This window comes from Mesotoga infera (assembly GCA_011045915.1).
GTDB lineage: Bacteria > Thermotogota > Thermotogae > Petrotogales > Kosmotogaceae > Mesotoga > Mesotoga infera_D.
On the sequence record DSBT01000251.1, the window covers coordinates 1 to 14928 of the forward strand.

General features: G+C 47.2%; 10 protein-coding genes and 2 tRNA genes. 4 read left to right on the plus strand and 8 right to left on the minus strand.

The window, feature by feature from the left end; genetic code table 11:
* From ENN47_08510 to ENN47_08525, 4 genes are all read right to left on the minus strand, one after another.
* Positions 1–2735: ABC transporter permease subunit (locus ENN47_08510; GenBank protein HDP78209.1), on the minus strand; the 2735-nt coding region annotated here is incomplete at its 3' end.
* Positions 2735–4477 carry an ABC transporter permease subunit gene (locus ENN47_08515; protein ID HDP78210.1) on the minus strand — a complete coding sequence of 581 codons (1743 nt, stop codon included), beginning with the start codon at positions 4475–4477 and terminating at the stop codon, positions 2735–2737. The genes ENN47_08510 and ENN47_08515, both read right to left, overlap by 1 nt.
* A 94-nt stretch (positions 4478–4571) precedes the next feature.
* On the minus strand, positions 4572–5762 hold the full coding sequence (locus tag ENN47_08520; GenBank protein ID HDP78211.1) for a maltose ABC transporter substrate-binding protein: 1191 nt from the start codon (positions 5760–5762) through the stop codon (positions 4572–4574).
* Between the two features lie 201 nt (positions 5763–5963).
* Positions 5964–7358, minus strand: coding sequence for a pyruvate carboxylase subunit B (locus tag ENN47_08525; GenBank protein ID HDP78212.1), 1395 nt, complete (start codon positions 7356–7358; stop codon positions 5964–5966).
* A 48-nt stretch (positions 7359–7406) separates the two neighbouring features.
* On the opposite strand from ENN47_08525, the gene mnmG reads away from it, so the two are divergent.
* Positions 7407–9293: a tRNA uridine-5-carboxymethylaminomethyl(34) synthesis enzyme MnmG gene (gene mnmG, locus ENN47_08530; protein ID HDP78213.1), complete on the plus strand. Its 1887-nt coding sequence runs from the start codon at positions 7407–7409 to the stop codon at positions 9291–9293.
* A gap of 257 nt (positions 9294–9550) precedes the next feature.
* Positions 9551–9628, plus strand: a tRNA-Met gene (locus ENN47_08535).
* A gap of 163 nt (positions 9629–9791) precedes the next feature.
* On the opposite strand, the gene ENN47_08540 is transcribed toward ENN47_08535, so the two are convergent.
* The gene (locus ENN47_08540; GenBank protein ID HDP78214.1) at positions 9792–11222 is read right to left on the minus strand and encodes an amidohydrolase; all 1431 of its coding nucleotides are present in this window, start codon (positions 11220–11222) and stop codon (positions 9792–9794) included.
* Positions 11219–12076 carry a pseudouridine-5'-phosphate glycosidase gene (locus ENN47_08545; protein ID HDP78215.1) on the minus strand — a complete coding sequence of 286 codons (858 nt, stop codon included), beginning with the start codon at positions 12074–12076 and terminating at the stop codon, positions 11219–11221. Before ENN47_08545 ends, ENN47_08540 begins: the two co-directional genes overlap by 4 nt.
* A gap of 189 nt (positions 12077–12265) precedes the next feature.
* Here ENN47_08545 and ENN47_08550 point away from each other — a divergent pair.
* Positions 12266–12340: transfer RNA gene (locus ENN47_08550), tRNA-Arg, on the plus strand.
* 183 nt (positions 12341–12523) lie between these two features.
* Positions 12524–13777 (plus strand): Glu/Leu/Phe/Val dehydrogenase, encoded by a 1254-nt coding sequence (locus ENN47_08555; protein HDP78216.1) that lies wholly within the window; start codon positions 12524–12526, stop codon positions 13775–13777.
* A 73-nt stretch (positions 13778–13850) separates the two neighbouring features.
* Here ENN47_08555 and ENN47_08560 read toward each other — a convergent pair whose 3' ends face one another.
* Positions 13851–14471 (minus strand): serine/threonine protein phosphatase, encoded by a 621-nt coding sequence (locus ENN47_08560; protein HDP78217.1) that lies wholly within the window; start codon positions 14469–14471, stop codon positions 13851–13853.
* The coding region (locus ENN47_08565; protein ID HDP78218.1) for a hypothetical protein at positions 14468–14928 on the minus strand (461 nt) is incomplete at its 5' end. The genes ENN47_08560 and ENN47_08565, both read right to left, overlap by 4 nt.

The following is a 14928-nucleotide window of genomic DNA, read 5'->3' on the forward strand; positions in this document are numbered from 1 at the left end:
ATGTAATCCTGTAACACCAGGAAGAAGATCACCATAGGGACTGCACCGATGAGAGCCGCTGCAGTAAATGGTCCCCAGCTTGTCTCGAATCTTCCCGAAAACTGCCAGAGTCCCACCGCGTAAGTCCATTTGTTCATATCCTGGAGAAGTATCCTGGCAATCAAATACTCGTTGAAGATGTTCATAAACGTCAGAATAGCCACAACAGCCAGAATCGGTCTGGCAAGCGGTAAAATCACCTTTGAAAAGGCCTGGAATTTCGTTGCCCCGTCGATCATTGCGGCCTCTTCGAGCGAGTTTGAGATCGTGTCATAATATCCCTTTATCAGCCAGATGTTGAAGGCTATTCCACCGGAATAAGCGAAAATCAACCCACCGAGTGTGTTAAGCCCCAGGAAGGGAAGCACGCTCCCCATAAACTGCAGCAATGCGTACAGCGCAACCATGAACATTATCGTCGGGAACATCTGGATCAACAGCAAACCGAGGAGCCCCTGTTTTCTTCCACGGAATCTCATCCTGCTAAACGGGTAGGCCGCAAGAGAGGCGACAGCGACGCTGATAAGCGATACGGACAGGGCCACCATAACCGAATTCAGCAGCCATCTGACGAAGTAGAAGTAGGTGCTCTCCTTCTGAGCCCAGATCTGATTGGTCCTGAAAAGGGCTTTGTCAATCTCTCTCAAATCTTCGGAATATGAAGACGAGTAAGAGGCAGGTTTCTCGATCAGATCGGATATTAGCCTGGAGGCGCGCTGGTATTTTGCGTTGACTTGTTGAAAAAGGGAATTGTATGTTTCCTGCATCTTTCCAAAGTCTTCCAGTGTCACTGAAGTTCCTAGAAATCTAAGATCTATGTAGTTGTTCACCTTCAAAGCGAGTTCATCCTTCATAGACCTCATATTGGAAATCAGCTGATTCAACAGGTCCGTTCCCTCTTTTGCCTCTGTGTTCGCCCTTGCAAAATCATCGTACCAGGCGAGCGTTCTGTAGCGGGTTGAGGATCTTATCTTGAAATAGTCATTCAATACGCCTGTAAGACTCAGCACATAGTCTCTGGCCTCATCCAGGAAGTTGATCTCCTCTTCCACAGACAACATGGCCGTTCTTATGTTTATCGCTTCCAGAGCCTTTGCGTATTCATCCTCTGCTCTGTCTGCCTCTTCCTGAAGTGAGGAGATCTTCTCGCCCAGAAGCTCGCTTTCCTCTTCCAAAGATTCCAGTTCAGCCCTCAGTTCTATTGTCTTTTCTGAGACTTCAACGTACTCCGAGACACTAGTCTCCAGAACCGGCAGGATACGAGAGAGATTCGATAGAGCGGTATTTATTACATCTATTCCATTTGAGACTTCGGAGTTTGCTGAGGCGCTTGATAGAGTTTCTCTGTTGTCTGAGAACCAGGCCATTTCTCCAGACAGTTCGGAAAGAACTGCGGAAAGCTCCCGGACGTTCTCCATCTGCGATAGCTGATCTTGAACGGTATCAATGGTCTCCCTTGCAGAAACGATCTCATTCAGTGAATCCAATAGTTTAGCTTCTGTGACTGCCGTTCGGCTTTCGATACCCTTCGAGATTACGATTTGCAATGGGAGAATCAAGGCAGACAGCTTTCTGGTCTCCGATACCAGTGTGGGCATGGCCACCTGCAGTGAGTCTTCCAGTTCTGCCAATGCAGATTCCGAGACCGCAAGTGACTTCCTGGCTGCCTCTATTGCGCTCTGCACGGCCAATAGCCTTTCATTCGCCTCGATATATTCGTAGTACTTTGCGCCGAAAGCTTCTCCTGCAAGAGAGGACAACTCCTCTGAGACGCCTTCACCGGCCTCTGTTGCAACTTCCCAAGCTTCACTGGCCGATTTGAAGGAATCGTAGAGACTTGTTCTAATTCGATTCAATTCGGCGGCCCGGTCTTCCGGCATAGACGATTCAACATCCCTGAGATATCTGTTGATCACTCTCAGCCATTCCACCTTTCTCCATTCCGAGTAATCTATTTCGGACAGAGATATGTAGTTTTGAATCGACTCTAGGGAACTGACTACTTCGGCCTTATTCTCAAACTCGAGAGTCTCGATTGCGTTCAATGTCTCGTCCCTGCCAAGAAAGACTTCTTCATAGAGTTCCCTGTATCTTTCAAGAGAGTCAGAGATAGAGGCTGCTCTCTCACCAAGCAAATCAAGGTAGAACTGATAATCTCTATCCAGAGAAGGGGACGTCGTTTGAAGAATTTCGCCGATCGCATATGCTGTTCTCACTTCACTGACTTCGCCGATCTCTTTAAGCCTTTCTTCGAAAAGGTTTTTGTCTTTGAGCCTCAGTTCGTTCATTTCCTCAATGATTCCGCTCTCTTTGTCTATCAAGGAGTTCTCTATAGAGGTCGTGCCTTTTTCGACTACGGCAACCTTGTCAACGCTTTCATCCATGAGTGAGTCGAACTTGGCGAGAAACTTCTCCACAGTTTTCTTAAGATCCTCTTGACTTCTTCCTCTATAATCTCCTGTGGCGTATGTAGCGCTTTGCAGATCGAGAATCAGCCTTCCCACACTTCTCTCGGGAAAGAGAAGATTTCTGTAATGCTGGAAAGTAACCCTGCTAGAGAAGAGGTTCGATGAAAATGCGGCCTGATCTCTCCTTATCGATGTGCTTACGAGCCAGACCATTGGGAAGAGGACAACAACAACAATGGCGATCAAGACGACGTGTCTTAGCCAGTACTTCCTTCTCTCAACGGCCATTATCTGCTCACCTCTTCAAAGGAACCGGATAGTTTGAAGTTTATCCAGCTGAAGCCTGCGACGATTATAAATATGATTATTGAGATGGCGCTCGCAAACCCGAAATCCTGACCTCGCCCTTCGAAGGCAAGCTTGAATGTGTATGAAATCAGGATGTCCGTTGCTCCCGCCGGTGTCGAAGCACCGACAATGGCCGGACCACCCTGCGTAACAAGATAGATTCCCGTGAAGTTGTTGAAGTTAAACGCGAAGCTCCCAACTAGCAAAGGAGCAATGGTGACCATAAGCAGGGGGAAGGTGATCTTTCTGAATCTCTGGAATTTCGTTGCGCCATCTATCGAGGAAGCTTCATAGAGCTCTTCCGGAATACTCTGCAGAGCTCCCAGACTGACGGTCATCATATATGGAAATCCCAGCCAGGTGTTTACCAGCAGAACAGAAACCTTCGCCCAGAAGGCATCGTTCAACCACTTTATGGGCTCCATTCCGAAAAGTCCCTGGACTATGAATCTGTTCAGCACACCGTAGGTCTCGTTGAAGAACCCGTTGCGCCATACCAGAGCGGAAATGAATGCGGGTACTGCCCAGGGAATTATCAGCAGTGTTCTGTAAATTTTTTTCCCCTTCAGTCTTCGATCGTTTAGCGTAATAGCAAGAGCGAGGCCGATTGTGAATGAGAAGAGCACACTCAGACCTGCCCAGGTGAAGGTCCAACCAAAGACCTGAAAGAACGGACCGCTTATCTTGGGGTCCTGGAACATCCTCACGAAATTCCAGAAGCCGACATCCGATATGTATCCCTCCACGACGAACTCATTGCCGTTTTCGTCTATATCGTAGAAGAATCCCCCCTCTTCAACGAGAGTTCTCTCTGTTTTCCTGTTATAGACAACGGTCTCCTGAATGGCTCTTCCAGCCGAGAAGGTCGTTTCGGCTCTCAAAGCGTATTTCCTTTCCGTTGTTGCAAAGGTTGTGTAGAGAGAGTTTGGGAACAGCCTGACTTGATTCCCGTCACTGTTTGTGAACTCCGCGTTTCGCAGCCAAATTCCTCTTATTTCACTGAAATAGAAAAATGCGTTTGGCCTCGTGGTACTGTCCTGCGGAGAATAGAAGTATATGAACTGCTCACCCGAGTCTGTCCGGATTGCGAGAATCCTGTCATCAGGAGATCTTGATAGAGTGTAGTTAACGCTCCCAATAGAAAAACTGTCCCCGCTTACCTCATACATCTTGGCTGTCGCAAGCGTTATGTTACCTTCGGCGTCTCTGCTGACTGGCTGCGGTCGTGGAGCAGCAAAGAGGTTTCCGTTATTTCTTGAAGTCAGAAGAGTAATGAATCTGTCTGTAGGATTGTAGTTCTCGAGTTCAATATAGATAGAGAACTCGAATTCCTCAGGGTTCTCAGGTATGTAGAAGTAATCGCTGAGAAGTTTCTGAATCGACTGCTGCCTGGTGAAGAGGTGTCCGGTTCCGTAATTTGTGAAGGCAGTTCTAAATGTATAATACATCGGATATAGGGTGAGAATGAAGAGCAGGATCATAGCGGGAATCATATATCTGTACGGATAACCTTTTGGATTTAAAGCAATTATGTCTATGAGCAAGGTCAAGACGACCATCGTGATCATCAAACCGAAATTTCCATCGGCGTACAGCAGATATATGCTCCACAGAGAAAAGGCATTGAATATTGCTAGAATGGCGAGAAGAAAGAGAAAGATTACAAATCGCCTTACACTCAAGGTAATCCCTCCAGGCAATCAGAACCAAAGCGCGGGAGATAACCCGCGCTCAGCCTAACCAAGTTTAGAGATGTGAATAATACGAAAAGTAATTCTAGTTTCCTATAGTGGTCTTTATCTTCTCGACTGCCGAATTGAAAGCATTTTCAACGGTGTCTTGACCGTTGATTATAAGACCTAGAGCATCGCCCATAGCGCCCCATACGCTTGCCATTTCCGGTACGTTGGGCATTGGCGTCCCTACGGAAGCGCTCTTAGAGAACTGCAGAACATCATACAGCTCTGGACCCGCGTCGGCTTCAATAAAGGAGAAGACGTCCGCCCTTGCCGTTCCCCTTCTTTCCCCGAGGAACATGCCGTACTGGCCGTCAAAGCTGCCGATGTAGTTGACTACGAACTCGGTGGCTTCAAGCTTGTTTGAAGACTTTGAGTTTATCATGAAACCCTGCACTCCGACAAACGGTCTCGGATTCGTACCGTCGTCGAATGTGATCTCGCTGAAAGGAAGAATCGCGTAGTCGATACCTGTATCGCGGTAGCTTGGAGTTGCCCATATGCCGTTAACAATGAATGCGGCTAGCCCATCTTTGAACAGAGAGTCCATAAGGTTGTAGTTTGGTCCGCCTGGAATTAGACCTTCGTCGAACCAAGATTTAATGAGGTTTCCGCCTGCAATCGCGCCCTCGTTGTTCAGACCTATGTCGGTCACATCAAGCCCCGCAGCGGTTTCCTTGAAAATATAGCCGCCTCTGCCCAGTATGAAAGGAGCAGAATGATAGAAATCCCCGACTGCGTAGATCAGGCCTACGACTTCGTCATCTGAAGCTTCGAAAGCCAGATCTTCAAGTTCTGAGATCGTTTTCGGTGCTTCGAATACTAGATCCTTGTTGTAGATGATTGCAATCGCTTCAACAGTATAGGGGACACCATAGAGGTTTCCTCCATAGCTGAAGGCATCTAGAGTGACATCGTAGTATTGATCGGCCTCTGGAAGAAATGGAATCGGTTCTATAAGGCCGTTGATTGCAAGCTCCCCGACCCAGTCGTGTGCGCCGACAATAATGTCGGGTCCCTGTCCTGCAGGGGCCGCTGTGAGGAACTTAGACTTTAAGTCTCCAAAATTCACCTGCTGTATCTCCACTTGAATGCCATAGTCGCTTTCGAAATCGGCGGCGAGCTTTTCAAGTGCCGGAATCTGATTTTCCGAGGACCAAATTACCAGTTTTGCGCTTGCAAACGACAACATCACAATTAGCAAAACAAGAACAGCTGTAAGCTTTCTCATCTTTAGAACCCTCCTTTAATAGAATAGAAGTACTCCCTGAATAAATTGTATCAGAAAGTTCCGTTTTATTTAAGCTGTGTTACTGCTGCTACGGAATAAAAAAACGCCTTCATTCTCCGTGAAGGCGTCCAGTGCTTGTTAATGTGCCATTATTAGCTCTGAAGGTGTGTCAGCTCAGGTAAATTTTGTTAATACTACGAATCAAACCGGATATACTGTAATTCCTTCCTTGAAGTCTTTTGCAAGCTCGAAGTCGACCCTTAACGAGTTCTGGTATCGTTGAGCAAGGAACTTCTTCCCAACCTCGCCAAGAAGGAGGTAGATCAGAAGATCTTCATCACTTTGCGCCAAAAGCCCGAGCTCGCTCCTGCCCCTTTCCACTTCGGGATCTAGAGTATCGCCAGGTCTGTGCAAAATCGACTCCTCGACTCCCATGACGCGGGATTTCAAGGATTTCTCAATTTCTGCGGGCGGAGTGCCATAAAAGCCTTTTATATACCTTTCAACTTCTTTCGTTATTGTCTTGTACCTCTCGTTGTTCATAACATTCAAGACGGCCTGAACACCTACTATCTGAGACGTTGGAGTTACTAGTGGAGGATATCCGAGATCGGCGCGGACTCTTGGGACCTCTTCAAGAACCTCTTCGAATCTGTCGCTCATGTTCTGTGATTTGAGTTGATTGATAAGATTGGAGTACATTCCTCCGGGAATCTGATTCTCCAGAACCGATGTGTTTATCGTGAAGCCGGCGTCAGTGCCACTGTGTTTTCTTCTAACACCGACAAAGTAGTCGTTTATCTCTTTTAGGAGCGGATAGTCTGGCCGTTCTGCAAGTCCGATATCGTGCAGAGCTGTCCATACACTTTCTACGCCTGGCTGTGAAGTCCCAAATCCCATTGAAGAGGTAGCCGTATCTAGAATATCGGCTCCGGCCTCTGCACTCTTCAGATAAGTCATACCTGCGATTCCAGTAGTGAAATGAGAATGCACTTCCAGCGGGATCGAATGTCTCTTCTTAATCTCGCTCACAAGCGTGGTTGCCGTTCCTGGTTTTAAGAGGCCGGCCATATCCTTTATGCAGAGGGAGTCTGCGCCGAGTTCCACTGCCTCATCGGATATCTCTACGAAATAGTCGACATTGTGAACTGGGCTGGTCGTATATGACATTGCCACCTGGAGATGCATTCCGCTTGCCTTTACTGCTTTTGCCGATTCTTCTAGATTTCTGAAGTCGTTGAGAGCGTCGAAGATTCTTACGACATCTATACCATGATTTGACATAGTTCTCACGAAGAGCTCCACAACATCGTCTGCATAGTTCCTGTAACCCAGAAGATTCTGGCCCCTGAGAAGCATTTGAAGCTTCGTCTTCTTGAATTTCTCCTTAAGGACATCGAGTCGTTCCCAGGGATCTTCATCAAGGTATCTCACGCAGGAGTCGAATGTGGCTCCACCCCAGACTTCAACGGCATGGTAACCCACTCGATCGACAAGAGGGGCAATTTCCGCTAATTCGCTAGTGGTGACCCTTGTGGCCAGAAGTGACTGATGAGCGTCCCTCATCGTAGTATCAACGAAACAGACTTTTCTCAATTAAGAGCCTCCTCTCTGTGTACAATACAATGATAAAGGAGTGATGTTATGCGATTAAATAAAAGAGATTACGAATTCGACATAATTGTCATAGGTGCCGGCCATGCAGGAATTGAAGCTGCTCTTGTCAGTGCCAGGATGGGTATGAGAACACTTGTTCTAAATATCAACCTTGATACCGTCGGATGGACTCCATGCAATCCGGCAATGGGAGGTCCGGCGAAAGGGATCGTTGTGAGAGAAGTTGACGTTCTCGGTGGAGAGATGGCAAAGTCGACCGATCGGGCATCACTGAACATTCGGGTTCTTAACACCAGTAAAGGAGCCGCCGTTAGGGCGTTGAGAGCACAGGTGGACAAGAACAGATACAGTCAAATTATGAAAAGAGCTCTCGAAATGCAGGAAAATCTCCAGTTGCAGAGTGGAATCGTGAAGGCAATTGAAACCGAGAAGGGTCGTGTTACCGGTGTAGTGACTCATTTTGGTCTCAAATATTCTGCACGATCAGTAATAGTCTCTACCGGTACATTTTTGGGGGGGAAGATATTCATCGGGCCGCATGAACTCCCGGCCGGCCGGCTGGGCGAGTTTCCCGCTACAGAACTGACAAATTCACTTAAGTCTATTGGATTTGAAGTGAGACGTTTCAAAACCGGCACTCCCGCAAGAATCGCGGGAAGGTCCATTGCTTTTGAAAGGATGGAACGTCAGTGTACAGCCGAGAGTCCGCTGGCCTTCTCGTATTTCTCCGAGCCGTTCGTTCTTGCTGACGACCATCCTTGCTGGCTAACCAGGACAAATGAAAGGACTCATGACATCATCAGGAGAGACCTTCATTTCTCTCCGCTATATGGAGATGTTAAACTCATCGATTCCAGAGGTCCCAGATACTGCCCCTCAATAGAGGACAAAGTGATCAAGTTCTCTTCGAAAGGAAGCCACCAGCTTTTTGTCGAACCTGAAAGCTCACTGAGTGACGAATATTATTTGAACGGACTTTCCACAAGCCTTCCCTATGAAACTCAGCTGGAAATGATAAGGACTATTCCGGGACTTGAGGGAGCTGAGATAGTCAGACCCGCTTATGCAGTGGAGTACGATTATATTGATCCGACTCAGCTCTTTTCCACGCTTGAGAGCAAACGTGTCGAGAACCTTTATTTCGCAGGTCAAGTGAACGGTACTAGCGGCTATGAGGAGGCGGCAGGTCAGGGACTCATAGCAGGCATAAATGCATCTGCTAAACTGATGGGGGAGGAGCAGCTCGTTCTCGGCCGCTCGGATGCTTATATAGGGGTTATGATCGACGACCTCGTAACCAAAGGAGTTGATGAACCTTATAGACTGCTTACATCCAGGGCAGAGTATAGATTGCTTCTACGGCATGATAATGCTCACATAAGGCTCTCTGAGTATGGCTGGAGATATGGGCTGATTCCCGAGTGGTTTAGAGAAAGAGTAGTCAGATCGACACTTGAGATAAACGCGCAGCTTACCAGGCTTGACAAGACGACGATTAGGCCGTCCGAGGGTCTGAATCAGCTGCTGCTGAGCAAGGGAAGCACAAGACTGGATTCTGCCACAAAGTTTTCGGCATTGATGAAGAGGGCCGGAGTCTGTTACAAAGATATCGTGGCATACGATCCCGAACCGATTCACGATGATGATGTGATCGAGCAAGTGGAAATAGAGATTAAGTACCGCGGTTATGTGGAGAGACTTAAGGAGGAGGTCCGGAGACTTGAGGAAATTGATGAGGATCTTATTCCCGCAGATCTCGATTATGATGGAGTCTCCAATCTTTCAACCGAAGGAAGAGAGAAACTGAAGAAGACCAGACCAGCTTCTATAGGTCAGGCAACGAGGATCCCGGGCTTGACGCCCTCCGACATAATGAATCTTTCATTTCATATCAAACGCAAGAAAAAACCATAAGACCAAAATCAAGTTCGAATCTTAGCCTGACAGCAAGGTCTGCAGTGTTTTCTCAAGATCTCTATGTTCAAGTGCCTTTCCGTCTTTCAAAAGAGAAAATGCGGCTCTTATCACAAGAACTCGAGGATACTTCACAGTCATTTCCTGAACCGGATCTGCAGATGTCTGAAGACCCACAGAGCTGCTGTTTAGCATTGGACCATCTCCTGAACCTCTTGACACAAGCCATGAGGAATATTATAATCAATTCTGTGCCTGGGCTCGTAGCTCAGTTTGGTTAGAGCTTCCGGCTCATAACCGGGCGGTCGGTGGTTCGACTCCACCCGAGCCCACCAGACATGGCGGCTAATTGCCGCCTTTTTCTGTACTAATTTTAGCAGTTTTGCTGCTATTCTTCAAGATAGTTTGCTGGAATTTAACATATAAGTGACTAATCGTAAATAAAGATGAAGAATTATTTATGTAGAATATCGACCTTGATTCCGCAGCCGTTTTTGTTCAAAGTTTGTGAACCAACCTCCCGTCAACAAAGGTCATTTCTGCGGGAGTGTCTTGAGTTACCTTCAGTAAATCGACATTGATCACAAATAGGTCTGCCCTATCTCCATTGTTGAGTGAAAGTGACTCTGTGTTGTTTGCGAGAATATGACCATTCGAACTGTACATCTCAATGCTATCTCTTCTTGAGAAAAACTTGTCGGCAGAAGCGAGGTTGCGAATCACTGAAGTACTCTCAACAGGGGAGTCGGTTGATATTGCGAGAGGCACTCCCATGTCTCTCATCTTTCCAAATGGGTAAGCGTCTCTCATGCGGCCCGGACCGAGTCTCTCAGGTGCGATTATTTTGTCGGAATCAGCAAATATCGGCTGAATTGAGGCGGTTAGCTTTTGATCTGTCATCCTCTTTATTTGCTCTTCAGAGGCAATTTGGACGTGAATCAGTCTGTGATTCAGCGACTCGCTTGCAGAACCTTCGAAGGCTTTCAAAGCCTCTTCAAGCGCCCGATCCCCTATTACATGGACGCAGACTTGGATTCGCTCTCTGTCAGCTCTCTTAACAATTGGTTTCAATTCATCGGCCGTCATATATAGAACGCCTCTTTCGGCAGGGGAATCGTGGTAAGGTGAGATCATTGCCGCTGTTCGTGCACCAAGAGAACCGTCAAGATACAGCTTTGCGGCTCTAAGAGTGAAAAAGGGAGTTTCAAATTGCTGTCCATGCTTGATCAAGTCGAGTTCTTCTTCTTTTGAGATACAGAGCTTCTCGTAAATCCTCATGTCACTTGCGCCAGAAAGGCTGTTCATGAGCAGCTCATAATCGATTCCGTGATAATCATCACTGTGAACTGTTGTAACTCCGTACTTGAGGAAGGCCTGAGTTCCTGCGTGAATTGCTCTTTGCACTTCTCCGGGTGAAAGTCTGATCATACGATCAAGTTCTTCTAGGGCTCTCTCCTTCAGGAGTCCCAGCTCGATATCGGATCCGTCCAGTCCGTGAAGTCTTTCAATACTGAAGAGTTTAATCAAAGGCGAGTTTACAGTGGCAATATGACCGCACCTTCTAGTCAGTATCACGGGTCTAGAGGTAATGGAATCAAGTTTCTCCCTTACAGGCATGAAACCAAGAGCTTCCTGATCCCAACCGCGAGCGCGCACTATTTCGCGATCGACTTCCAGTCTTTCTGCAAGTGATTCAATTGAATTGCAGTCTTCAAGGTTCACTTCCAGATTCTTTCTTCCAGTGCCTATGAGGTGAGCGTGGGAATCTACGAATCCCGGATAAACGAATCTGCCCGCAATGTCTATTTCCAGTGACCCTTCAGAGGGAGTCGGGGAAATAACGCCCGCACTCATATGTAGATCTCTGCGAACGTAATTTCTGTCTTCTGCAGAATATACCATACCGCCTTTCAGCGAGTAACCTGTCATTTTTCTTCTCCTAAACTAGCGGCGATTCGACCACCCAGAGCAGCGTTGTTTATCAGCAAGGAAATATTCGCATCCAGAGTCTTGCCACTTGATAGTTCTGCCAGCCTGCTGAGAAGATATGGAGTCAGCGCTTTTCCAGAAATGCCATTGGTCTCTGCAGATTTCAGAGCCGATTCAATAAGGGTTCTAAGTTCATCGAAATCCATTGAATCTGCTTCTGGTATTGGGTTTGCTACTAGTACTCCTCCTTCAATTCCCAGTCTCTCCTTTTCTTCAAGAATCTGGGCGGCCTCTTCAGGAGAACTTATCGTCAAGTTGATTCTGTATGGGCTTTTCGAGCAGTGGAAAAGAGGAAATGAATCGGTTTGGTAACCGACTACCGTTACTCCAAAGGTTTCAAGAAACTCAAGTGTTTTCGGCACGTCCAGTATGCTCTTGACACCCGCAGAGACCACTATCATTCTCGTTCTCGAAAGTTCAATTATGTCTTGAGACACATCCCAGTCGATGTCCCTATGAACTCCGCCAATTCCACCGGTGGCGAAAACTGAGATTCCACTCGTTTTCGAGATTGCCATAGTAGCGCTTACTGTTGTTGCTGCATCTCTCTTCATTGCTGTCGCGTAGGCGATCTCAGCAGTACCGACTTTCAAGACATTCGAGGCCATGCCTAGTCTCTTCACCTGTTCATTTGTGAGGCCGACAACTATCTCTCCACCGAGTATTCCAATGGTCCTGGGAGTGCCTCCATTTTCCCTCACTGCTCTCTCCATGTTAAAGGCAGTCTCGAGATTTATTCCTTTGGGAAGACCATGAGCTATGACGGTAGATTCTAATGCGACGTCTTTCTTCAACTTGTTTCACCTCTCAAAAATTTTGAGTGCCCGGAAGCCTTATGTTTCCCTACGAAATCATCTGCTTGGCGACATTTAGGCTAGGAGTGAAGTTGATCTCTGAAGCTGCTTTGCTGCTTCCCGACTGAATCAATTTTATCAGAACGTGATTGAAAAGGATGAAACGTGATGCTATAATTTGCTCATTGTGCCCCTATAGTTCAACGGATAGAACGGCGGATTCCTAATCCGCAGATGAAGGTTCGATTCCTTCTGGGGGTACCAGAGCGAGGTCATCCTCGCCTTTTTTATTGGTAATTAGCATAACGGATACTAGCACAGAAAAGGCTACTTAGGATTCGCTAATTGGTCGTAAATGCCGTCTTTTGCCCTTGCTTGGGTTTGAGAAGTATTCAATCCGGTCATAGAATTCAAGTGAATGACACCAATTTTCGAGGAGGTAATCTTGTGGCAGAAAATAGTCTGTTCCAAAATGCACTGAAGCAATTCAATAAAGCTGCCGATGTAATGGATCTTAGCCAGAGCATGAGACAGGTCTTGTCTTTTCCGAAGAGAGAACTCACAGTCAATTTCCCTGTCAGAATGGACAACGGAGAGATCAGGGTCTTCACGGGGCACAGGGTACAACATAACATTGCAAGAGGTCCGGCAAAGGGCGGCGTCAGGTACCACCAGAATGTTACTCTTGATGAAGTGAAAGCTCTTGCTTTCTGGATGACGTGGAAATGTGCCGTGGTCGGCATTCCATACGGGGGCGGAAAAGGTGGCGTCTGCGTCAATCCGCAGGAACTCTCTATAAACGAGATTGAAAGACTGTCGAGGAGGTATTTCTCCGAGATCCAGATAATCATAGGTGAAGGAGAAGACATTCCTGCGCCGGATGTAAACACAAACGCCCAGATAATGGCATGGTATATGGACACCTACTCAATGAATGTTGGTCATTCAGTACTTGGGATTGTCACTGGAAAGCCTCTGGAAATTGGAGGTTCCAAGGGCAGGACGGAAGCTACCGGCCGAGGAGTCAGGGTAGTTGCCGAAGAGGCGCTGAAGTACAAAGATATGGATCCAAAGGAAGCTAGGGTAGCCGTTCAGGGATTCGGTAACGTCGGTTCCTTCGCTGCGAAGCTGATATATGAAGAGATGGGTTCGAAGATTGTAGGTATCAGTGACGTTTCAGGCGGCCTCTACAATCCAGACGGTTTCGATATTGACGACCTTATGGCGTACAGGGATCAGAACGACGGAGTAATCGACGGTTATCCGAAGGGTCAGAAGATAACCAATGAAGACCTTCTCGGGCTCGATGTCGACATTCTTGTTCCCGCGGCTCTTGAGAATGCGATAACGGAGAAGAATGCAAGGAATATCAGAGCGAAGATAATTGTTGAGGGTGCAAATGGTCCCATGACACCTGATGCGGAAGATATCGTTCTGGCGAAAAACACTTTCGTTGTCCCAGACTTCCTCGCCAATGCCGGCGGAGTAACGGTCTCATACTTCGAATGGGTTCAGGGACTGCAGCACTACTTCTGGGATGTTGAAGATGTGAGGAGAGCTCTCCACAAGATCATGAGAGAGGCATTCGGTTCGGTAGCGTCTACAATGAACAAGTACAACATCGACATGAGGACGGCTGCTTACGTTGATTCTATTGAGAAAGTTGCACATGCTACAAAACTGAGAGGAATTTATCCCTGAGTATAGGAGAAGTCGTTTTTTCAGAGCGGAAGATTTTCTTCCGCTCTTTTATTTTTGCAAAGGTGAAATCAGATCATGACCTTTCCGATAGAAAGAAGTTGTCTTCAACTCTATAAGCGGTAAGGTAGCCGCCATAAACACATCCGGTGTCGATCCCGATTTTTCCCTCTTGAACGAGAGGACCGCTTATCAAAGGAGTATGGCCATAGACCACCGTGCGATCTTTCAACGGATTGGAGCTCTTGAGAAAGGGCTCCCTAATCCACAAGAGATCGTTTGGACTCTGCTTTTTGAGAGGAATGTTAGGCCGTATCCCAGCGTGTACAAAGACGAAGTCGCTCTTTTCGTAGTACAGTAGAGTCTCGTTTAGAAACTCGATATGATAATCGGGAACCGATCTGATGCTGCCATAACTCCTTATTGTCGTTTCCATACCGTTGTATGCCCAGATTGTGGACCCCTCGGCGCCTCTCAAATAATCGAGAAACATCTGTTCGTGATTTCCTCTAATGAAGTTGCAGCGATGGTTGACAGAAAGTGCTATGAGGAAGTCGAGGACGCCTCTGGGATTGGGACCACGATCTACATAATCTCCGATGAAAACGAGAGTGTCGTCATCTTTGAGCTTTATTGCCTTAATGAGTCTCTTCAGCGGCGACAGGCAACCGTGAATGTCTCCAATCGCATAGGTCAAGCCAGGAAACTCCTCATCAACAGTTGCCAGAGAAAGGAGACAACTATTCCTGCAGCCGGACTGATGATCCACTCCTTCTTGCTGTCCCTAGAAAACACTGCGCGGAAAGCCAGTCCTGCTGCAACGGAAATAATCACCCAAGTCCAGTGATCCGCGAGAATGAAGATGAAGATAGACATTCTCTCGGCGATTCCGATTGAGTCGGTAGCCCCTTCCGGTAGTATAGTCCCTCGAAGAAAGTACGTGACACCTACGGTTGCCAGAAGCATTCCCATAAGATACCAGGAAAACTCCACGGTGACAAATGATTCGACGAGGAAGCTTCTTCCCAGCAAGGTGAAAAAAAGCAACAGGAAGAAGGCAATGACTTCGATCAACGGGTTTGACAACTTCTTGCGGCCCATGTCAACAGTGACTGTCAGGCCGATAGAAAGTATCAGCAAGAGTATTCCAAGAG